This is a genomic window from Streptomyces sp. NPDC014861, from assembly GCF_043081625.1.
Lineage (GTDB): Bacteria > Actinomycetota > Actinomycetes > Streptomycetales > Streptomycetaceae > Streptomyces.
In genome coordinates, this window is sequence record NZ_JBIBWV010000009.1 from 186,600 (window position 1) to 207,626 (window position 21,027).

18 protein-coding genes are annotated in these 21,027 nt (G+C 71.5%); 5 read left to right on the forward strand and 13 right to left on the reverse strand.

Features of this window, described 5'->3' with window-relative positions; all coding sequences use genetic code 11:
* From ACF1BN_RS20820 to ACF1BN_RS20860, 9 genes are all read right to left on the reverse strand, one after another.
* Entirely contained in the window at nucleotides 1-756 is a 756-nt protein-coding gene (locus tag ACF1BN_RS20820; protein ID WP_392333051.1) for an ABC transporter permease, read from the reverse strand.
* Nucleotides 753-1,676, reverse strand: coding sequence for an ABC transporter ATP-binding protein (locus ACF1BN_RS20825; RefSeq protein ID WP_392333052.1), 924 nt, complete (start codon nucleotides 1,674-1,676; stop codon nucleotides 753-755). Before ACF1BN_RS20825 ends, ACF1BN_RS20820 begins: the two co-directional genes overlap by 4 nt.
* A complete protein-coding gene (locus ACF1BN_RS20830; protein ID WP_392333053.1) occupies nucleotides 1,669-2,550 on the reverse strand; it encodes a hypothetical protein in 882 nt (293 codons plus the stop codon). Before ACF1BN_RS20830 ends, ACF1BN_RS20825 begins: the two co-directional genes overlap by 8 nt.
* Nucleotides 2,540-3,367: a hypothetical protein gene (locus ACF1BN_RS20835; protein ID WP_392333054.1), complete on the reverse strand. Its 828-nt coding sequence runs from the start codon at nucleotides 3,365-3,367 to the stop codon at nucleotides 2,540-2,542. Before ACF1BN_RS20835 ends, ACF1BN_RS20830 begins: the two co-directional genes overlap by 11 nt.
* Complete coding sequence (locus ACF1BN_RS20840; RefSeq protein ID WP_392333055.1) at nucleotides 3,360-4,913, reverse strand: B12-binding domain-containing radical SAM protein; 1,554 nt, start codon at nucleotides 4,911-4,913, stop codon at nucleotides 3,360-3,362. Before ACF1BN_RS20840 ends, ACF1BN_RS20835 begins: the two co-directional genes overlap by 8 nt.
* A gap of 106 nt (nucleotides 4,914-5,019) precedes the next feature.
* Complete coding sequence (locus tag ACF1BN_RS20845) at nucleotides 5,020-5,145, reverse strand: hypothetical protein (RefSeq protein WP_262414099.1); 126 nt, start codon at nucleotides 5,143-5,145, stop codon at nucleotides 5,020-5,022.
* Between the two features lie 5 nt (nucleotides 5,146-5,150).
* A complete protein-coding gene (locus ACF1BN_RS20850) occupies nucleotides 5,151-7,541 on the reverse strand; it encodes a B12-binding domain-containing radical SAM protein (protein ID WP_392333056.1) in 2,391 nt (796 codons plus the stop codon).
* 56 nt (nucleotides 7,542-7,597) lie between these two features.
* Entirely contained in the window at nucleotides 7,598-8,371 is a 774-nt protein-coding gene (locus ACF1BN_RS20855) for a hypothetical protein (RefSeq protein ID WP_392333057.1), read from the reverse strand.
* A gap of 574 nt (nucleotides 8,372-8,945) precedes the next feature.
* Complete coding sequence (locus tag ACF1BN_RS20860; protein ID WP_392333058.1) at nucleotides 8,946-9,593, reverse strand: helix-turn-helix domain-containing protein; 648 nt, start codon at nucleotides 9,591-9,593, stop codon at nucleotides 8,946-8,948.
* Between the two features lie 144 nt (nucleotides 9,594-9,737).
* Here ACF1BN_RS20860 and ACF1BN_RS20865 point away from each other — a divergent pair, with 144 nt between their 5' ends.
* Complete coding sequence (locus ACF1BN_RS20865; RefSeq protein ID WP_392333059.1) at nucleotides 9,738-10,724, forward strand: alpha/beta fold hydrolase; 987 nt, start codon at nucleotides 9,738-9,740, stop codon at nucleotides 10,722-10,724.
* A 45-nt stretch (nucleotides 10,725-10,769) separates the two neighbouring features.
* Here ACF1BN_RS20865 and ACF1BN_RS20870 read toward each other — a convergent pair whose 3' ends face one another.
* Both ACF1BN_RS20870 and ACF1BN_RS20875 read right to left on the reverse strand, forming a co-directional pair.
* Nucleotides 10,770-12,092: an MFS transporter gene (locus tag ACF1BN_RS20870; protein ID WP_392333060.1), complete on the reverse strand. Its 1,323-nt coding sequence runs from the start codon at nucleotides 12,090-12,092 to the stop codon at nucleotides 10,770-10,772.
* Nucleotides 12,089-12,676 (reverse strand): helix-turn-helix domain-containing protein, encoded by a 588-nt coding sequence (locus ACF1BN_RS20875; protein WP_392333061.1) that lies wholly within the window; start codon nucleotides 12,674-12,676, stop codon nucleotides 12,089-12,091. The genes ACF1BN_RS20870 and ACF1BN_RS20875 overlap by 4 nt, the downstream gene beginning before the upstream one ends.
* 305 nt (nucleotides 12,677-12,981) lie before the next feature.
* Between ACF1BN_RS20875 and ACF1BN_RS20880 the strand changes: the two genes are divergently transcribed.
* On the forward strand, nucleotides 12,982-13,152 hold the full coding sequence (locus ACF1BN_RS20880) for a hypothetical protein (protein ID WP_319007504.1): 171 nt from the start codon (nucleotides 12,982-12,984) through the stop codon (nucleotides 13,150-13,152).
* A 26-nt stretch (nucleotides 13,153-13,178) separates the two neighbouring features.
* Complete coding sequence (locus ACF1BN_RS20885; protein WP_392333062.1) at nucleotides 13,179-13,625, forward strand: hypothetical protein; 447 nt, start codon at nucleotides 13,179-13,181, stop codon at nucleotides 13,623-13,625.
* Between the two features lie 131 nt (nucleotides 13,626-13,756).
* Here ACF1BN_RS20885 and ACF1BN_RS20890 read toward each other — a convergent pair whose 3' ends face one another.
* Nucleotides 13,757-17,662 carry a hypothetical protein gene (locus ACF1BN_RS20890; RefSeq protein ID WP_392333063.1) on the reverse strand — a complete coding sequence of 1,302 codons (3,906 nt, stop codon included), beginning with the start codon at nucleotides 17,660-17,662 and terminating at the stop codon, nucleotides 13,757-13,759.
* A gap of 102 nt (nucleotides 17,663-17,764) precedes the next feature.
* On the opposite strand from ACF1BN_RS20890, the gene ACF1BN_RS20895 reads away from it, so the two are divergent.
* Together ACF1BN_RS20895 and ACF1BN_RS20900 are read left to right on the forward strand one after the other, a co-directional pair.
* A complete protein-coding gene (locus tag ACF1BN_RS20895; protein WP_392333064.1) occupies nucleotides 17,765-18,082 on the forward strand; it encodes a hypothetical protein in 318 nt (105 codons plus the stop codon).
* Between the two features lie 940 nt (nucleotides 18,083-19,022).
* A complete protein-coding gene (locus ACF1BN_RS20900; RefSeq protein ID WP_392333065.1) occupies nucleotides 19,023-19,616 on the forward strand; it encodes a DUF6879 family protein in 594 nt (197 codons plus the stop codon).
* A 280-nt stretch (nucleotides 19,617-19,896) separates the two neighbouring features.
* Here ACF1BN_RS20900 and ACF1BN_RS20905 read toward each other — a convergent pair whose 3' ends face one another.
* Nucleotides 19,897-20,937, reverse strand: a complete 1,041-nt coding sequence (locus tag ACF1BN_RS20905; protein ID WP_392333066.1) for an NAD(P)-dependent alcohol dehydrogenase — start codon at nucleotides 20,935-20,937, stop codon at nucleotides 19,897-19,899.
* Between the last annotated feature and the right edge of the window lie 90 nt (nucleotides 20,938-21,027).

Sequence of the window (21,027 nt, forward strand, 5' to 3'; positions counted from 1 at the left end):
TCAGCCCTGCTCGTTCGAGGCCAGCTCGTGCCGGCCGGAGGCCAGATGGAGGGCGCCCGCGACGAGCAGCGCGGCCACCAGGCACCCGGCGACGGCCTGCAGCGGGAAGCTGTCGGTGGCGGGCGAGCGGACCAGCAGCACGCAGTACGTGAACGGGTTCACCGCCGCCAGCACCCGCATGAAGGCCGGCAGGTCGTCGAGGGAGTAGAAGAGCGGCGCCGTCATGACCAGGGGCAGGCTGAACAACGACGTCATGAGGTCGCGCTTGCTGTAGCTGTTGATGCCGAACCCCAAGGCGCAGCCCGTCAGCACGGTCAGCAGACACACCAGCACGGCCAGGCCGGCCATCCGCAGATCCTGGACGGGGCTGCCCTGCCCGAGCAGCTGCTTCAGCACGAGGATGGCCGCGATCTGCACCGTGGCGACCAGGGTGTTCGCGGCCAGGATCGAGCCGATGTACTGCGGGAAGGACACGTCGGTGGTCCGGGCGACGGCGTACACGCCCCACTTGCGGTCGTTGGCCACGTCGCCCATGCACCAGAACAGGGCGCGGATGGCGATCACGACGAGCACGCCCGCGTAGGCGAAGTCGTCGTACGGCATGCCTTCGATGCGGGCGCCCGCCACGAGCGTGTCGAGGCCGGTGACCATGAACAGGAAGTAGGCGGGGGCCTCGATGACCCGGCTGAGATGGCTGGTGCGCCAGTTCCACACGCTGAGCAGGTGGAAGCGGGCCAGCGTCAGGGACGTCTTCACTGCTGCACCATCACACTCTCGGAGGTCCGTTCGGCGTAGCGCGCGAGGTAGACGTCGCGCAGGGACTGCTTCTCGGCGCTGAGGTCCTGCACCCGCAGTTCCGGCGGCAGCCAGGCGAGGACCGGGCGCAGTCCGGTGGCCAACGGCACCCGCACCGACAGGCCGGCCCGGTCCGCGTCGGTCTCCAGGGCCCACTCGGGGGGCAGGGCGGTGGCGAGCCGGTCCGGATACGGCTCGGGCATCGGCTCGGCGAACACGACGCTCACCTTCATGGTGGCGCCCGCCCGCCGGACGAACTCCTGGATCGGCAGGTGGGCGCGGAGCCGGCCCTCGTCCAGCAGCACGAGGTGGGACGCGGTCCGCTCGACGGCGTCCAGGTCGTGTGAGGAGACCAGCACCGTGGCACCCGCGGCGGCGCGCTCGCGCAGATGCTCCATGACGAGTTCACCGGCCGCCGGGTCCAGTCCCGCGGTCGGCTCGTCGAGCACGTAGATCGCCGCGTCGGCCACGAGGGCGCGGCCGATCTGCACGCGCTGCAACTGTCCGCCGGAGATGTACTCGGCCTGCTGGGAGCGGACCTTGTCCAGGTCGAGCAGTTCCAGCACGCGGTCGACGGACGACATCGGCGTGCCGGTCAGTCGCGCGACCAGCTCGATGTTCTGGCGTACCGTCAGGGACCAGTCGACCATGGTGCGCTGCGGTGCCCACATCAGCCTCCCGCGCCCCGTGTCGGTGGTGACCGTGCCGGACGTGGGACGGATCAGCCCCGAGACGATGTTCAGCAGGGTCGACTTCCCCGCCCCGTTGTGGCCCACCACGGCGAGCAGGGTGCCGGGTTCCACGGCGAAGGAGACACCGGAGAGGGCCTCCGTCCCCGTGCGGTAGAGCTTGGTGATCTGATCGACGGTCAGGCTATGCACCGAAATACCCCTCCACGAGATCCGCTCCCGCCTGTTCGCCGCCCTCGGCGGGCAGTGTCAGCAGGCTCTGTGCCCGGTCGGCGGCGAGTTCGCCGGTCAGCCAGGACCGGGCCCCGACCGGCCATACGCGCGGGGCGGGCCCGTCGGCCGTGAGCGTCGGCGCCGCCGTGGGCGAGCGCCGTACCGCGACCAGGCGTACCGGCCCGAGCCGGCGTCCGACCGGCACGACCGCGCCCAGGCTCTCGGGCCGGGCGAGCACCACTTCGCCGCTCACCGTGCAGAAGGAGCGTCGCTGTTCCAGGCCGGCCAGACTCCCCTCGCGCATCGCGGCCAGCGTACGGCCCCGCACTCCGGTCGGGGTGAGATACGGCCGTGCCGCTCCCGTGGCGCGCTCCACGACGAGCAGCTGGTCCGAGGCGAGGGCCCATCCGCGGGCCAGGAGTGCCAGCCCAAGGCTGGTCTTGCCACTGTGCGGATCGCCGTGGAAGGCCAGACAGCACCCCTCGCGCTCCAGCACCGTGGCCTGGACGACGGCGACGTCCTCGCTCATGGCCCGGAACGGCGGCAGTGGTGAGGGCACGGACGACCAGCGGGTGAACCGCCGCTCCTCGATCAGCTCGCCGCCCGGCTCGGAGCTCAGCCGGAACGACTTGGGCGCGTCGTCCTTGGCCAGCAGCGACCGCAGGAAGCCGTGTTCGCCGGCGTGGAGTTCGACCCGGTATCGCGGTCGCGCACCGGGCTCGGCCCGATGCGGGCCGAAGAAGAAGTCGAGGTCGGTGGCGTCCGTCGGGGTGCAGCGGACGCGCACCACGGTGCCGAAGAAGTCGAGCAGCCGCTCGGCGCCCCGAGGGATCCGCGGCGGATCAGGCGGCATGGGCGTCTCCTCCTCCGGCCGGCCGTGGACACACGGCCAGGAGCTCTTCCAGGTGCAGCTGGGGATCCCAGGCGACGTGCGAGGTGGGGCCGTCGGTCCGCACCTCGAAGCGGGCTCCGCGGGTCAGATGCAGACGCCAGGCCAGGCGGAGCGGCTGGTCGGCCGGGGCGCACCGGCCGAGGCGCTGGGGCCGCACCATCCAGGTCCGGCCCCAGCGGGTGGGCAGGAGCGGGGCGTCCTCCAGCAGGGTGGCGTCCAGCCACGGGAGCAGCGGCAGGCTGCGCTCGCGGATGCCGACCGGACGGCCGTAGTAGTGGAGGCGCCCCTTGTCCTGCCGGTCCGTGACGAGCAGGTCGTCCGAGACGAACCCCCAGCCCTGGCGCAGGAGGTGCAGGAGGAGCACCGACTTGCCGGCCCCGCTGTCCCCGGTGACCGCGAGCGCCCGGGCGCTGCCGTCGGGTGCGGCGGCCGCGGCTCCGTGCCGGATGCGCACGAGGTCGCGCAGCGGGGGCAGGCCGAAGGGCGGAACGGGCGAGGGCAGCCGGGCGCGCGTGCTCCACTCCTCGTAGAGCCACCACGGCCCGGCGGGGGTGCGCCACCGGACGCGCTTGGTGGCGGCCGTGCCGAGTGCCGCCGTGAAGGAGCCGCCGTCCTCCGTCTCCAGACGGACCGCGAGGTCGACCGGCGAGCCTTCCGGTACGAGGTGGTCGCTGAGGTAGTAGCGCAGGTGGGCGGTGTCGGCGGGGTCCGGGCAGAGGAATTCCACGGTGACGTCCCGGAAGCGGGCGGCCACGGCCGTTTCGCCGGGGTCAGGCATCGAGGCCGGCCTCCATTCCCTGCTCACGCTGCCAGGCGATGAGTTCCTCGCTGATCTCCCGCCGGTCGGCCCGGTACCGCGGCTCCTCGGCGGGCATGCCGCGGACCCTGCTGGGGATCAGGGAGCAGGCGTGTTCCTGCGGGCTGAGGACGCTGTCGAACATCCGCCACGGGAACTCGACGCTCAGTCCCAGCTCTTCGCGCTCGTCCCACAGACCGCTGCCGGGGCGCAGCTCGCACTCGGTGAGGTACTTGGGCGCCGGAAGCCCCGCCCTACGGTGGGTGCGGATCTCGCCGAGCAGGCGCCGGCGGTGGTCGGGGGTCTCCTTCGGGTGGCCGATCATCACGCCCCACACGCTGTGCATCCCGAACTCCCGGGCCGCGTACAGCATGCGCACGCCCTCCTCGACGGTCTGCCGCTTGTTCATCAGGTCGAGGTGGTCGTCGAGCAGCGTCTCGATGCCGAGCTGGACGGTCACACGGCCCAGGGCGGCGAGCCGGCCCAGCCGCTCCCGGCCGAAGTCGGGCCTGATCTCGCAGAACACGCGGTAGTCGTGCCGCTCGCCGGAGTCGGTCAGCGCCTCGACCAGTCGCGGGGGCAGCGCGGTGTCGAGGAACTGGAACCGGTGCTGCCCGTAGGTCCGCGCGAGATGGGCCATCTCCGCCAGGACGCGCCGCGGGTCGTGCATCTTGAACCGGGCGTCGTAGGAGTCGTTGAAGTTGCAGAAGTCGCAGCGGTCCCAGTAGCAGCCGCGGGACACCTCCATGCTCACCACCAGCCTGTCGCGCAGCCACGGCCGGCGCAGACCCGCCTCCACCAGGGCGGACTGCTCCGCGTAGGCCTCCTTGAAGGTGTGCGCCCGGCCGGTGACGAGCCGGCGCCGGCCGGCCAGGGCGTGGTGCATGGCGTCACCGAGGACGTCCTCCGCCTCGCCGTACACCACGACGTCCACCTCCTCGTGCAGCGCGAGGACGTCGCGGGCGACCTGGAGGGAGCCGAGGTAGCCACCGAGCACCACGCGGGGCCGGGGCACGCCCCTTTCCCGTGCGACGCGCGCGACGCGGCGGGCCAGCAGCAGGCTGGGGAGCAACTGGAAGTGGGTGCTGGTCAGGCAGAGCACTTCGGTGCCGACGACGCGCTCGGCCAGCCGGTCGAGATAGGCGTCGAACAGCTCGCGCAGCCGCGCCTCCTCCTCGACCGTGGCGAGGAACTCGGTGCGGGCCAGTTCCTCGCGTTCCGCCCGGTGTGCGTCGGTCGGTGCCGACCACAGCGGCAGCAGCGCGACGTCGGCGGCGAAGTGCCGGTTGGTGAACAGCTTGTACGCGCTCTCGGTCAGGCCCCGGCCCCGGGCGTGGGCGTAGAACTCCATGTGCGCGGGCAGGAACCGGGCCCGGCAGCCGAGTCGGCGCAGCCGCCGGGTGATGAGGACGGCCGGGTAGCAGGTCGCGAAGGGGGTGAAGAAGGGCATCGAGACCACGGCCACGGTCGCCGCGGGTGCCGTGCGGGCTACCGGCGTCAGCGGCAGGAGTGCGGGGCTCTGCGTCATCGGTGTCCTTCCGTGCGCCCTGTGGGGACCGGGTGTGCGCGATGATGGGTGCGGGTCCGGTGCACCGGCTTGGCCCCGGTGCGCCGGACCCGGCCGTGGGGGCGGGTCAGTCCACGACGAACTGCTTGTGCAGGCCGGAGGCCATGATGGCCTCCTCGATGGTGGGCTCGAAGAATCCGTCGTCCTCGAACTCCACCTCCGCCTCGGCGGTGTTGAGCTGCTCCTCTGCCATGTGGTTCACCTCCTCTCGGCCAGTGGGTGGGGTGACCTGTCCGGCGTCTCGACGGACAGGAGCCGGTTGACCAGCAGCCGCCACACGAAGGCGCGCAGCCGCGGTACGGATCCGGGGGCGCAGCGCGCGGCCAGGTCGGCCCAGGAGCTGCCCTCGTCGGCGGCGACGAGGCGGGCCGCGGCGGCGCCCGACGCGGACAGCCGCAGCCGTTGCCCGGTGATCCGCGAGGTGAGGAAGACGTCGGCGGCCTCGGTGACCAGCTGGGTGCCGGGGCCGAGGCGCAGCAGCAGGTCTCCGGTCAGCTGGGCCGGGGAGGTCAGCCGGCCGGCGTCCGGCTCGGCGGGTTCCAGGCACCGGTGATGCAGCGCGGCCCGCACCAGTGCGCGCTCGGAGGGGTCGCGGCACAACTCGGCGGCGGTCGCGGGCAGGCCGTCCAGCAGTCTGCTGGGGAGGCTGAACAGGGCGCCTTCCCGGGGCTCGTACAGCAGGGTCCGCTCGCCCTCGCGAAGCCGGACGGTCCACCCCCCTGCGGGGCGCAGGAGCGTGTGCTCCCAGTGCGGTCCGGGACAGGGGACGCCCTGCGGGCCCTCGTCGCACGGCTCGCCCGGGCGCCGGGCGGCCGCGCGCAGGAAGACGACCTCCTCGGCGGGCCGGTCCTGGTCGCCGAAGGTGCCGCCCAGGATGCGGTCGGCGCGGGCGGCGATGTCCCGGTCCTCCGCGCCAGCGGGTTCGGGCAGCGGGCCCACGTAGTCGTAGCGCAGTGCCATCTGCAGGTCGTCGCCCGGGTCCTGGTGGAGCACCCGTACCTGGAACCGGTCGGGCGCGGCGGCGACCGGGGACAGGGCGTCGAGGACGAAGGGGCCGATCCCGAAGGTGCTGTCCGGGACCGCGTACCGCTCGCGCGAGCGGGCCAGCGTGGCCGCCGCGAACTCGACCGTGCGTGCCGTCTGCCAGCGTGCCTCGCCCGGGAACCCGGCGATCCCGAACAGGTGCACGCTGATGCCGGAGGCCAGCAGCGCGTCCAGGTTGGGTGCGATCCAGGACGCCTTGATGTCCTTGCGCATGCGGTCCAGGACGTCCTGGTTGTACGACTCGAGCCCCAGGTCGAGGCGGCGGCAGCCGGCCGTGTACAGCGCGTCCGTCAGCCGGCGGTCGATCGTCGGGGAGAACCGGGTCTCGCCGTACCACCGGTAGCCGCGGTCGGCGAGTCCGTGCGCCAGGGCCCGCATGCTTCGGACGGTCAGGATCTCGTCGACGAACTGGAAGTGGCGGGTGCCGTGGCGCCGGTGCAGCTCGTCCATCTCGGCGACGACGGCCTCCGGGGCGCGGATGCGGAACTTGTCGGAGGCGAAGGGGATGGCGCAGAAGGCGCACTTCCAGGCGCAGCTGCGGGAGGCGATCACCGGGAGCACCGGGCCCGGCGCCAGATAGCCGTCGTCCAGCGGGTGGTCGGTGAAGTCGGGCACGGGCAGCTCGGTCAGCGAGGCGGTCGCGGACGGGCACCGGTGCAGTTCGTCACCGTCCGGTACGACGATGCCGGGCACTCCGTGCAGGGAGCGGCCGGACAGCAGCCGTCCGACGAGGTCGACGATCGACTCCTCGCCCTCATAGCACACCAGGGAGTCGACCAGCGTGAAGAACGGGTGGCCCGGCCGGAGCCGGTCGGCGATCCGGGTGACGAAGTTCCCCCCGACGGTGATGTGGACCTCGGGCCGCTCTCGTCTGACGATACGCGCGGCGGTCAGCGCGGGGATCAGCTGGGAGTCGGCGGACACGGAGAGACCGACGACCTCCAGGTCCGGCAGGGCGCGCAGCCGGGGCACGAGGACGCGCTCGAAGACGTGCACGTACGGGTTGTGCACGGCGTCGGCCACGGCGCGCATGACCTGTCGGCTGGAGACGGGACGGTGGCGCAGGTCGAACCGGTCGAAGCTCAGCTCCGCGCCCGGGGTCAGGGCCGCGATGCCGTCCAGGACGGCCTGGCAGACGGCCGTCGCGGCTCGGTGGCCGTCGACGTCGGTGATGCTCTCCGGTGAGCGCAGGAAGGCCGCGGCGCGGTCGACCGCCGAGCGGGCCGCCTCGAACTGGTCGCGGGCCCGGGTGCCGAGCGTCCGGTCGCGTTCGGCGGCGTAGTCGCCGGCCCCGTCGGGACTGAGCAGATGGCGCATCGTCTCGGCCGACAGGTCCAGCGCGGACGCCGCCACGTGGTGCCGCCGCAACACCGCCAGGAGCAGGGGCACGGCGAGGTGAGGGGCGTACGGGTTCCACAGCGGCGGGTTGATCAGGAGCGCCCGGGACGAGCCGGGCCGGTCGTGCGGGGGTGCGGGCATGTGCGCGGGCTGCGGGGGTGCGGGCATGTGCGCGGGCTGCGGGGGTGTGGGCATGTGCGCGGGCATGGGCTCACCTCGCCCCCTCGCGGGGGAATCGGCCGGTGGGGGCGCGGTACGGGCTCTCAGGAACGGTCGGTGTAGGTGCCTTCGCCGTTCCAGCGGGCGATACGGCGGGGAAGGAAGGTTTCCCGCACGGATTTCTCGTCCGGTGTCCAGGGCCCGCCCAGAAGACGGCGCGTCAATTCTTCGAGAGGGCTTTTCCCCTCCGGGCCGTCCGTGAGATTCATGGGCTCGGCCAGGGCGACCACCGGATTCGAGATGAATCTGGGTCGACCTCGGGGATTGGGTGTCGACCGGTGCGCGGTCAGTGGATGCAGGATCCAGGCGTCACCCGCCTTTCCGGTCAGAGACAGGTGATCCCCCGGTCTGCCGACATAGTCCCTGGTGGGAATCTGTCCGCTGGTCAGTCCGGCCGGATGACGGGCCAGGTGGCGGAGGATGTCCGCCGTGGCCGAGGGCGCGGCCAGGGTGGCGCCCTCGCCCTCGCCGACGTCGGACCAGAGGACGAACAGCAGCAGTGCCTGTTCGGGGCTGTCGGGATGGTGTACGAAGAAGTCACCGTCCACATGCCAGCTCTCGGCCAGCTTTGTGGTGCCGAAGTTGCAGATCAGGGCGTTGCTGAGCCGGGCGGGCCGTCTGATCCGGCCGGCGCCGCCGAGCAGTGCGCACACGGCCGACCAGAGCACCGGGGCCATGTCCGCGAGGTCCGCGACGCGGTTCGGTGGCAGCGAGGTGAGACCCGCCGGCACCGTGGGCCGGCCGTCCGTGGACAGCCCCTCGCGCCGGAGCGTGGTCTCGAAGAGCGTCCGCAGGCGGGATCCAGGCGTGAGGTCCACGGCATTCCTCAGGCGGACATGGCCGTCCCGGAGGAATGCAGAGGCGATATTCCCGGACGAAATAGCTGAGGCGCACGCACTCTCGGAGGGATGAGAAAGCGATTCATGGGAGGGCGTAGAGATATTCGCCAACGGAACTCCCGTTGCTCGTTCAACCGAACGCCGCGAGGCTAGCAATGGCGCATTCGCATCGTCAATGACCGCGACGAGGACCACCTGCGCCATAAAAAACGCAAAACTGGACGTCACGATCCCAAACACAGAATTCCCGCCGTCCCTGCGGGCCGATCGGCGCGCCGCCGATCGGGGCGGCCGGTGGGTCGCCGGCGTGTGTACCACCGACTCCCACGAAAGGACCCCGCACCCTCACGCTCAGCAACCATCGAGATCAAGCCAGATCTGCGCCATTCTCTTCGCCACCCGGCTTGAACGGGCCGGGTGGCGAGCTGCCGCCAACGGGAGCACGACGCCTGAGCCGTACTCACGACAGATCGACCGCGGCGGCGGTCGCGCGGGGCCGACGGCGCGGGAGCGGGCCCCGGGCTGCCGGCCCCCGCGCGACCACCGCCCGTGCCTACGGCTGCTGTTCCTCCCGGCCGACCTGTGCGCGATCCGGTCGGCGGGTCCCGCCACCAGCAGATGGAGGGGTGCGCGGCCGTAGCCGCTCGCCCTGCGGTCCGAACATGACGAGGTACTCGACCGGACCGCCGGGGCCGGCGTTCGCCACCCCGTGCGGGGTGCGGGTGTCGAACTCGACGACGTCCCCGGCGGCCAGGACGAGGTCCTGATCGCCGAGCGCGAGCCACAGGCGCCCGTACAGGACGCACAGCCACTCGTGGCCGTCGTGGGAGACCTGCCGCGGCCGCGCGGACGAACCCCCGGCGCCGGGCAGGACGTGCTTGTGGGCGTGCAGGCCACCGACGTACCGGGTGAGCGGCACCACCGCCTTGTCGTCGCCGAAGCTCAACGGCACCGTGGTGCGCGGCTCGGCCGCGGGCGCGGTGCCGGCCAGCTCGTCCAGCGAGACCCCGTACTCCTTCGCCAGCCGCAGCACCACCTCCAGGGTGGGTCTGCGCCGTCCGGTCTCGATCCGCGACAGCGTGCTCGGCGAGATCCCGGTCGCACGGCTGACACCGGTGAGCGTGGCGCCGCGGCGCTCACGTGCGGCCCGCAGCCGGGGCCCCATCGCCGCCAGTGTGCCGGCCACCTCGTCGACTGCCACCGCCCGAGCTCCCTCCGTCCGCACCGTTCCCTCATCACCCTGCCCTGCGAGTTTGCCGGACTGGCAACGCCCGTCGCGTCGGAAGGCCGTCGCGCCGCATGATCGATGCGTAACCGCGTCCGCCCGCGAACCGTGGAGAAGCCCATGCCGTCCGAGCCGTCCGCCCCGCTGCGCCACCGCACCGTCGACTGCCCGGCCGGGCGCCTGCATCTGGTCGAGCAGGGTGCCGGCCCGCTGGTCCTGCTCGTGCACGGGTTCCCCGAGTCCTGGTACTCCTGGCGCCGCCAGCTGCCCGCCCTCGCCGCGGCCGGATACCGGGCGGTGGCCATCGACGTGCGCGGCTACGGCCGCTCTTCCAAGCCGGAGACGGCCGACGCCTACCGGATCCTCGACCTGGTGGAGGACAACGTCGCCGTCGTGCGTGCCCTCGGCGAGCGGACGGCGGTGGTCGTCGGCCACGACTGGGGCTCCAACATCGCCGCCGCCTCGGCCCTGCTCCACCCCGAGGTCTTCCGCGCCGTCGGCCTGCTGAGCGTCCCCTACGCGCCGCCCGGCGGCCCCCGCCCCACCGATGTCCTCGGCCGGATCGGCGGCCCCGACCAGGAGTTCTACGTCTCCTACTTCCAGGAGCCCGGCCGCGCCGAAGCGGAGATCGAGCCCGACGTCCGAGGCTGGCTCGCCGGCTTCTACGCGGCCCTGTCGGCCGACACCATGCCCGCCCGGGGCGAGCCCGACCCGCACTTCGTCGCCCACGGTGGCCGGCTGAGCGACCGCTTCCCCACCGGCGCCCTTCCCGGCTGGCTGAGCGAGGGCGACCTCGACGTCTACGCCGGGGAGTTCGAGCGCACCGGCCTGACCGGCGCGCTGAACCGCTACCGCAACATGGACCGCGACTGGGAGGACCTCGCCCCGCACCACGGTGCCCCGATCAAGCAGCCCTCCCTGTTCATCGGCGGCGCCCTGGACGCCTCCACCACCTGGTTGGCCGACGCCATCGAGGCGTACCCCACCACGCTTCCCGCCCTGTCCGCCGCTCACCTCCTGGACGACTGCGGCCACTGGATCCAGCAGGAACGCCCCGAGGAGGTCAACCGTCTGCTGACCGACTGGCTCGCCACCCTCCAGGGCTGAACCAGACGGGCTATCGGGAGGGGTCGTCGCCTGTGCCGGTGTCAGTCATCCACCTGGACCTGGACACGCGGTCTTCGTCGGTGGGGTCGCCGTCTCCTTCGGATCGGCCGGGCTCTCGGCACGGGCCTCCTGGCGTCCCGGGAGTTCGGCGCGGCGGACCGCGCGGACGCCGAGGGCGTAGACGCCGGAGAGGGCGCAGACAGCCGCGCTGACGGCGAAGACCGGGCCGGGGCCCCAGGCGCCGATCGCGGCGCCGGTCACCGGATAGCCCAGCGGGGCGATGCCGAGGCTGCCGAGCGCGGCGACGGCGCTCACGCGGCCGAGGTACGCGGGGTCGCACTCCGTCTGGACGAGGGCGTTGCACAGGGCTCCGGACAGGCCGGCGAGCAGGCCGATGGAGAGGGCCACGAGGACGGCGGAGGCAAGCTGGGGAACGTGGGCGAGCGCTCCGATGGACACGGCCCCGAGCACCATGGTCCAGCCCATGACGAGGCCGGTCCGGCCGACTCGGCCCTTGACGGTGAGGAGCAGGGAGGCGCCGCCCGCCCCGGCGCCGAAGCCGGCGAGGACCCAGCCGACGCCGGAGGCGCCCCAGCCGCGCTGCTCGGAGAGGAGGGCGAGGCCGACGTTGAGCGGGCCGACGAAACCGAGGTCGCTGAGGAGCACGACGATCATCAGCGGGCCGAGCACCGGATGGCCGCGGAGGTAGCGCAGGCCGTCGGCGAGGTCACGCCGGGCCGGGCCGGCGCCGGCCCGGTTCTCCCGCGGCAGCGGGCGCAGCCGGAGCGCGGCGAGCAGGGGCAGGGAGAGAGCGAAGAGCACGCCGGCGACGCCGAAGGCGCTCGCGGTGCCGCCGAGGGCGACGACGAGCCCGCCCAGCGGAGCACCGAGCACGGATCCCATGCGGTGTGCGAGGCCGCGCATGCCCTGTACGCGGGCGAGTTGGTCGCGCTCGGCGATCCGGGGCGGCAGGGCACCGACGGCCGGGAGGAAGACGGCGTCGACCGCGCCGAAGACGACAGCGACGGCAGCGAGAGCCCACAGGTTCGGCGTGGTGAGGAGCAGCAGCGCGGCGAGGCCGAAGGTGAGCAGGCAGCGGACGGCGTCGGAGGCGATGACGACCCGGCGCGGGCCGAGGCGGTCGGCGATCACTCCCCCGAAGAGCATGAGCAGTGCGCGGGGCACGGCGGCGGCGGCCATGACGAGCCCGGCCTGGGCGGGGGTGCCGCTGGTGACGGCGAGCCAGGAGAGGGCCAGGTAGTAGACGCTGTCGCCGAGGGTGGAGGCGGTGTAGGCACCGAGCCAGCGCAGGAGCTGGGGGCTGCGGTGGGCCGGGCGCGCGGGGGCCGCCTCGTCGACCGCGGTCACGGGCGGTAGGGGAAGCCGTGGAGGTGGAGAGCGACGTTCTCCCGTCCCTCGGTGTCTCCGGCGGCCTCGGCGGCACGGGCGGCCTGGTCGTGCTTCTGGAGGACGGCCTCCAGCTCCGCACCGAGGGCGGCGAGTTCGGCGGCGGTGAGCCGAGGCAGCCATTCGGAGCTGATCGAGGCGGAGCGCCACGCCTCGGACCAGGTGAGGCGCTCGTCGAGGAAGCGGGCGTGCATCTCGGCCCGCTGCTCGCTGAGGGTACGGCCGAAGGCGGCGCTGACCGCGGCGAGTTCGGGGGCGTCCTTGACGTCGGCCTCGTCGATGCGGAAGCCGTAGGAGCTGGGCTGCCACCAGCGTTCGCGTCCGTCGGCGGACTGCGTCTCCGCCTCTTCGATGAGCCCGCCGTCGGCGAGCTTGCGCAGGTGGTAGCTGACCAGGGACACGGCCTCGTCGACCTGATCGGCGAGCTGCGAGGCGGTCGCGGTGCGGGCGACGAAGAGGGCCCGGTAGAGGCGCGTGCGCAGCGGGTGCGCGATGGCCTTGAGGGTGCCGAGCTCGGTGATCCGGTGGGTCTCGGAGGAGGTCATGCCCACGACCGTAGATAGGAAGGAAAAGTTGCGCAATATACTTTGCGCACATGATCCGCGCCCGCTGGTGGCCGAGGTTCGCGCCGCGGCTGCCGTCCTTCGCGAGCGGGCGGCCGCCTTCCGACCGGCCGGAGTGCCGGTGGCGGTCGCCGACGCCCTGCGGGGCGAGGTTCCACCCGGCTCAGACACCGGGATCGGCTGCGGGCGATTGATTCGTCGCCCGCTCCGGGCTGCGCAACAACCCCTCACCAGCCGAGTCTTGAAGCACGCGGGCCGGTGAGGCCCTGGAGGGAAGGGACGGCAGCATGCCCCTGAGCGACGACGAACTGCGGGACATCGAGGAGAACCGCCGGCGCAGCGAGCGGGAGCACGCGGAGTTCCTGGCCAGGCAGGAGGCCGAGCGTCAGGCTCGGTACGCGGAGGAGGAGGCGCGGCGGCGGGCGGAGGAGCGGCCGCACTCCGGACCCACGTGGTAGCGGTGCCCGTGGAGGAAGGAGGAGTGATGACGGTGAAGCGACGGCGCGGTGCCGCTCCGGTGAGAGCCCTGGTCCGGCTGATCGTCCCCGGGGTGGCGGCTCTGATCGTCGCGGTGTGCGGGGCGGTCCCGGCGTCCGCCTCTGCCGGGACCGCCGCGGCGCAGGCGGGCAGCCCCACCGGCGGTGCTTCTGTCGCCGTCCGCGCCGGGGCGGCGAGCGGCGCGGTCGGTGTCGGGGCGGCGAGCGGCGCGGTCGGTGTCGCCGCTTCCGCGGCTCGCGCCGGCGGCTACGCCTGGCGGACGTACACCGTCGGCGTGTACCCGTGGGCCTACTGCCACCATCTCGGCGCGTACTACCAGGCGTACTACACGGCACGCGGGTATCGGGCGTCCTACCAGTGCCTCTACTGGGGCGGGGTTCCGCCACTGCAGCAGGGCCTTCTGCGGGTGACGCTCGGCATCCGCGCCGGCTGACGGTCGCACCCGGGCGGAGCATTCCACGGGGGGTGCTCCGCCCGCCTGCGCAGAGCCTTCTCGTGCTGGGCCGAAGGGCCGTACCCGCCGGACGGCGGGTACGGCCCTGGGGTCGTGAAAGGTGGCGGTCGTCAGTGCTGGTAGGACTTCACGAAGAGGGAGTCACCGCCGTCCTGGCGGCTGTTGTTGACGCCCCGTCCCGAGGCGTAGTTCCTGTTCTCCTCGCCGGCCCAGTCGAGGATGGGGTTGTCGCCGCTGCCGTAGTCGAGGTGTCTGAAGGATTGCGGGGAGTCTTCCGCGGAGCCGAACTGATAGACACGGCCGCGGGTGGAGTAGGGCTGATAGGGCTGGTACGGGCCGTTCTTGACGGTCTGCTTCGCCAGGTCGTTGTTGAAGAAGACGTTCTGGGGGCCGCTGGAACCGGACCAGCTGACGGCCTTGGAACCGGCGCTCCAGTAGATCGGCCACCAGGTGCCCTTGTCGCCCACGCCTCCCTCTCCGCCGCAGTTGGCGGTGCAGCTTCCGGAGGAGTGGTTGTAGGGGACGTGGACGGTGTTGTTGTCGAAGAGGTTGCGGCGTTCCCAGCCCCCGTGGAGGTTAAGGTCGGAGTCGAAGTCGTTGGCGAAGGCGACGTTTCCGGAGGAGGACCACTGGAAGGTGAAGTGGCGCAGGTTGCGGGTGGTGTTGAAGGCGTAGAGGGAGTCCCAGACGCGGGAGCCGCGCAGGTATCCGTTGCCTCCCTTGCCCTTGTTCCAGGCGCCGTCGAAGTGGTTGTTCTGGATCTGGAGGTTCTTGGCGACCTCGGTGACGATCGGATGGGAGCCGGCCATCTCGCCCCTGACCCCCTTGACCCAGGAGTTGGCCGCCCACTTGAAGACGATGCCGTGCATGGCGGCCTCGGGAGCGAGGTTGCCGTAGTTGTGCGTGGCGCAGTTCGGGGCGGGATCGGTGCAGGCGGCGGTCAGACCGTCACTCTGCTGGGTGAAGGTGAAGTCCTCGAACCCGACGTCCGTGATCATCTTGAGCGGGGTGACCTTGCTGGCGTAGACGGTGCCGCCGATCGCGGGTGAGCCGTCGGAGACGGAGGTGACGGGGACGTCGAACTCCAGCGGCTTGTCGATGGTGACGGTGCGCCCGGCGCTGTCCACCGACGAGATGACGAAGACCTGCTGACGCATGTGGAGGTTGTCCAGCTTCCCCACCTGGCCGACGGTGTCCACGCCCTGACTGTCGTAGAAGGCGAGGCTGTTCGCCGCCCCGACCCACAGGTAGCCGCCCGGCTTGAAAACGGACATGTCGGCGGAGCCGTTGAGCGGGATCGTGGTGGCGCCCTCACGTGCGGCGTAGCCGGGGGTGGCGGTGTTCTCGACGAGGGTGACGCCCGACTCCCAATGCTGGTTGACCGATCCCTCGAACAGGTCCCGGCGGTTCTCCGGGATCGCGGAGATGTCACCGCACATGCGCTGATGCTTGGCCGACACCTCGCGGGTCTGTACGCGGAACAGGCCGCGTCCGGGCCAGATCCACCCGCCGGTGCCGATGATCGAGCCCAGCTTGCCGGGGCATTCGTGACGCATCGCGTCCTGGTCCCAGCGACTGCCCTGGTAGAGGGTGTCGTACCTGGTCGCGGCGTCCGGCCGGAACACGATCTTGGTGCCGCTGCCAGGCTTCGTACCCTGGCCGCGGATGACCAGGTAGGAGGCGTCGACCGACAGCTGCTTGCTGACCTCGACGGTGCCCCTGGGCAGTTCGATCGAGGAGAGCCTGCCGGGCGAGGCGTCGGGGGTGCAGGTGGTGCGGATGTCGTCGATGGCCTTCTGGATCCCGGCGGTGTCGTCCTGGCCGTCGCCGGGCTTCACGGCGTAGTGCTCGGCCAGTTCCTCAGGGGTGATCGCGCAGCGTGGATCGCCCGAGAGGGACGAGGCGTCCGGCAGCGGCTCGCCGCCCCGGTACCCGGCCTCGCTCCAGTCCGGCAGACCGGCGCCCGGGCCGCTGCGGCGGTTGTTCCCGGCGAGGATCCGGTCGGCGGTCTCGTCGGTGTCGTACTCCACCGTCTGGACGGAGGGCTGCGCGGAGCCGGCCGTGGACGTGCAGCGGAACTCCCGGCCGCCGTTGTCGATCTGGCCGCTGGCCTGGGTCAGACAGCTGCTGAGCGCCTTCTGCCCGTAGGCGTTCGGGTGGACGGCTTCCTGCTTGTCGCCCTGGGAACCCCACGGCAGCAGGAGGTAGGGAACCCAGCGCACCCACTCGGCCTTCGCCGCGGGCAGCGGGGAGCCCAGGGTGTTGGCCGCGGTGGCCTGCTCGGCACCGCTGTGGCACAGTTCGTGCCCGGTGAGCGCGTCCTGCACGTCGAGGAAGAAGGCGTCCCCCCGCCGGGCGGCGCTCCTGATCATCGAGCTGATGGACGGGATGACCTCGTTACGGGCCCAGGAGGCGTCCTCGTTGTAGAACGGGCAGCCGCCCGACGTGTAGCGCTCGTAGCTCTCCGTCGGGTACCGGATGTGGGCGCTGTCGGCGATCGGGCCCGCGTAGGACTGGGCCACCAGACGGTAGTACCTGCTGTCGTACCCCTGCGAGCGCATGGCGGCGTGGATGCTGTTCATCGTCTCCACCACCTTGTCCTCGACCCCGTCGAGTTTGCCCCGGAAGGCGCTGTCCTGCCCGCTCTTGCAGGCTCCGGTACCGGACATGAAGCGCTGTGCGCAGCCCGACACGATCCCGGTGAAGTCCAGGTCGTTGCCGCCGACCGAGAGGACGATCGTCTTGACCCGGTAGTACCTCGCCAGGTCCCTCAACTGCTCGACCTGCGGCCGTTCCCCCTTGAACCCGCTGCTGACCACGTGGTCCGTGGTCGCCCCCGAGCAGGCCAGGTTGAACCGTCGCGCGGACGGGATGCCGTCGATCTCGGCGCCGGCGATCTCCGACATGTCGGAGCGGTCGCAGCCACTGCCCCCGTCGTAGGAGGTGTCCCCGTAGACCCCTTGCAGGTCGTGCAGGCAGCTGCTCTCGTCGGCGTTGCAGGCGGACGCGGCCCGGTCCGTACCCCAGGCGGAACCGCCGTTGCCGGTGTTCGCGTTCCCGGCCCACCGCCCGGCCTCGCCCGAGATGTAGCTGTCGCCCATCGCCACCACGGCCGTCGGCTTCTGCCGCGCGGTCCAGATCACGGTGGTGTTGTTCCCGACGCCGCCCTGCCGCTCGACCCTGAAGGTGGAGAAGTCGCTGCCGTTCTCGTCGTAGCTGTTGGACCCGATGAACGGGTTGTTCCAGTGCAGCTGCACCTGGCGGTTGTTGTCGCTCGTCCCCAAGCAGTTCCGGGTGACGTACCGGACGCTCCCCTCCGTCCCCGTCGCGAGCCCCGAACTCTCCGAACCCCACGCCGCGCCCTGTTCCCTGGAGATGAGACCGGGCGGTGCGGCGGTCCAGACGCCGTGCGACAGGACGTGCCGTTCCAGGGTCAGGTCGCAACCGGTGAGGTTCACGAAACTCACCCCGGTGCTGCGCGCGGCCCCGGTGGACGGCGGCACGCACGGGGCGTTCGCTCCCGTCACACCGAAGCCCGCGCACGCGGTCACCGGCTCGAACTCCACCGTGCAGTGATCGGAAGGGGAGTTCGAGGTGCCCGGATTCGCCGTCGCCGTCAGCGGGGCCGGGTCGTCGGTGACCATGTAGTCGTACTCGTTACGCCGCTGCCCTCCCACGCCACAGTGGTAGGTGGGGGTCCCGCTGGTCACGAAGCGGGCGCCCTGCGGGAGTTGGTTGTTCCACGTCGGGTTGGTGTTGAAGTCGCCCATCACCGCCCACCGCAGGCCCTCGGCGGACGCGAGGGCCGACGCGGCGTCGACCAGGCGGCCGACATCGCCACCGCCGTTGAGGGCGTGAGCGCTGAAGAAGATCCCCTCATGACCGGCGGCGTCGGGGATGACCGCGCCCAGCATGGCCTTGGACGCCACGTCGTTCGCGACCGGCGGCACCGGGAAGAAGTCCTGCGGCGGTATCGGCGCGTGGACTATCAGAGCCACCGCACGCTGCTGCCTCATGTTCGTCAGCTTGTACACGTAGACCTGCTGCCCACCGGGTGGATTCCAGGTGTACGAGAACAGGCGCAGCATATCTGTCGGCCCCGGTCCGTACGGCCACGAGTGGAGCACCTGCTCGTTCTCGAAACCGCTGATCCCGTTGGCCGGATCCCCGAGATATACGGCGTCTCGCACCTCCTGGAGCGCCACGACGTCATTGCGCGCAACCAGCCCGGCTATCTCTCCCCAACGGTGGGGTTGGTTCGAGTTCCGGATGTTGTAGGTTGCCGAGTCGAAATGACTGACGCTCCATGCGCCGATCTCGTCGGCGGCTGCCGGCTTGGCACCGACCCCCACGAAGAGCCCGCCGAACAGCGCGAGAACGAGGACGAGGAGCAAAGCTCTCGGCCGTCTCGCTCGTTTCTTACTCATGCGATGTGATCTTCCGTGTGCGTTCTGAACGGGTAAGGGAAACATGCTCTGGATTCCGGTCGGTTTTGTTCACCGCCCGGACGGGCAGTGGAAATGGGGTGTCGTGAGTGCGGGCGTGCGTGCATGCGCGCGTATGCGATGCGATGGATCCACCGGGATCCCGAATCTGTAGGCGGTCTGACAGATCGCCGACTCCATCGAACCGACGGCATCAAGACACTTCGAGCGAAGATCGCATGCGTCGCTATCGGTTCGCTAACGAGCAGCTGGCGTGGACCGGAATTTCGATTCGCACCGGAACAGACAGAGAACGTCGGGCGTCCGGAGAACCACCTGTGGAGCACACCTTGGTGAGTTGCCACTCCCCCGCTCCCCCCATGCACCGGACAGCAACCCCGCAAGGAACCGTCCCCGCGCACGCAGGAACGGTCCGGGCCGCCCGGACCCCCAGACCGCTCCGGTCGGGCGGTCACCCGGCCGGAGCCGTCTATAGGGAGAACCTTGAATCCTCAGGGCGTGGTGCGGGTGAGTTCATCCGGGTCGTCGCGGCTGCCTCTGGCCCACTCGGGGGGGGAGGAAGGAGGGGTCGGTGCGCGAACTGGCCGGGACCGTGCGGGGCTTCCGCACTCAGGCACGCTCAGGGGGCGCTCGTGGGCGAGACGGGAGGTTGGTGCGGCCGGCGGATCCGGGGTGCAGGCCCTTGCTGAGGCACGGGCAGTGGCAGCGACGCGCCTTGACGATGACGATCCCTTGGACGACGACCTCGGCCGTGCGGCAGGAGCCGTGGACCCCGTATCGACAGTCAGGTCAGGTCGCAGCAGGTCTGTCTCGGCGACACCGGCTCGGAGGATGCGAAGCCCCTGCCGCGAGCGGCAGGGGGGCCGACGATGCCCCTACGATTCATCGGCGTGAACCCGAGCCCGGCCAGACCGGCAGCCCCACCGTCTGGGTGGATGAACGGACCGGCGACCTCATCGCCCAGAACCACAGCGCCGACGTGCCGACCCTCGCCGAGTGCGTCGAGAACAACGCGGCCGGCCACGACAAGATCATCCCCGCCGATGAGACCGTGGTCCGCATCCCCGCCCGCATGATCCCGATCCCGAAGGAGACGATCGAGGCAGCAGAGCGGGCCGCCGTGTTCGATGAACTACTCGCCCGCGCCCGCCACTCGGCCGTCCGCCTGGAACTGCGGGGCGGCTACGCGGTCGCCGACGAGGGCGTCGACTACCGGCGCTGGCGTGAGACTGGCGAGCGGGACACCGACACCGCGTCACCGTGCTGGGCACCGTGGGTCGGCGTGGTCCGCGTCGCTGCCCGCCGCGACGTCGCCATGCGGGTGCGCGTCGCCCCGGAACCGGTCAGCGATTGCATCCGGTACGAGCACGTCGGCACAGCAGTGAACACGGCCGCCGGCAAGGACGTGCGGTGGCTACCGCGCGGCCAGGCGGTGGGGCTTCTGCTGCCCTTCGTCGACGGCGACGGGCCGCCGGGCCACCCCGCCGGCGGAGCTGCGGACGGAAGCCGGCCTGGTGCGGCCTAGGCCGAGGCGGTCGAGACGCTGTGGGGCCGTGCCGTTCCGCACGACCAGTACAAGATCAGGTAGCAGGAGTACGCCATGCCCCTCCTCCCCCCTCGTCCCCGGCGCACACCGCCCGCCAGGGCACCGCGGGCCAGCTGCGCGAGCTCCGCCAGGACGCGAGGCTGACGCTCGTGCGGCTGGCCACCGCCTGGGCCGGGTTCCTGGCTACCGGGCCGGGCCGGGCTGCCGGGCTGCGGCGGGCTCCCGGGGGGGGGAGGCGGGCTGCCGGGCCGGGGCGGGATCAGATCGTGGACGTGTCGATCACGAAGCGGTACCGGACATCGCTGGCGAGGACGCGCTCGTACGCCTCGTTGATCCGGTCGGCGCTGATCACCTCGATCTCGGAGCCGAGGCCTCGCTCGGCACAGAAGTCGAGCATCTCCTGCGTCTCGCGGATGCCACCGATGCTGGACCCGGCGAGGGTCTTGCGGCCGCCGATCACCGAGAACAGGTTCAGGGAGACGGGCTCCTCGGGGGCGCCGACGTTCACCAGTGCGCCGTCGGTCCGCAGCAGCGCGAGGTAGGCGCCGAAGTCGAGCGGTGCCGAGACGGTCGAGATGATGAGGTCGAAGGTGCCGGCCAGTTCCTCGAAGGTCTTCGGGTCGCTGGTCGCGTAGTAGTGGTCGGCGCCGAGCCTCAGGCCGTCGTCCTTCTTCCGCAGCGACTGGGAGAGGACCGTGACCTCGGCGCCCAGGGCGTGGGCGAGCTTGACGGCCATGTGGCCGAGGCCCCCCATGCCGAGCACGGCGACCTTCTTGCCGGGGCCGGCGTTCCAGTGCTTGAGCGGGGAGTAGGTGGTGATGCCGGCGCACAGCAGGGGCGCGGCCTCGTCGAGCCCGATGCCCTCGGGGATGCGGACGACGAAGTTCTCGTCGACGACGATCGTCTGCGCGTAGCCGCCGTAGGTGGGCTGCCCGTCCTTGCCGACCGCGTTGTAGGTCATCGTGCTGCCGGGGATGCAGTACTGCTCCAGGCCGGCCCGGCAGTTCTCGCAGGTGCGGCAGGAGTCGACCATGCAGCCGACTCCTACCCGGTCGCCGACGGCGAAGCGGGTCACGCCGGGGCCGACCTCGGTGACGACACCCGCGATCTCGTGACCAGGCACCATCGGGAAGATGGCCTCGCCCCAGCCCTCGCGGACCTGGTGGATGTCGGAGTGGCAGATGCCGGCGAATTTGATGTCGATCAGGACGTCGTTCTCGCGGACCGCCCGGCGCTCGATGGTGGTGCGCTCCAGGGGGGCCTTGGCCGCGGGGGCGGCGTATGCGGCGACGGTGGTCATACCGGGTTCTCCTCCAGAAAGAGTGCCTCACGCCCGGCTCTCGCTGCCGGGCATGCTTCCAGCCTGCCTCGTCTCGTCGAGTTCACCCAG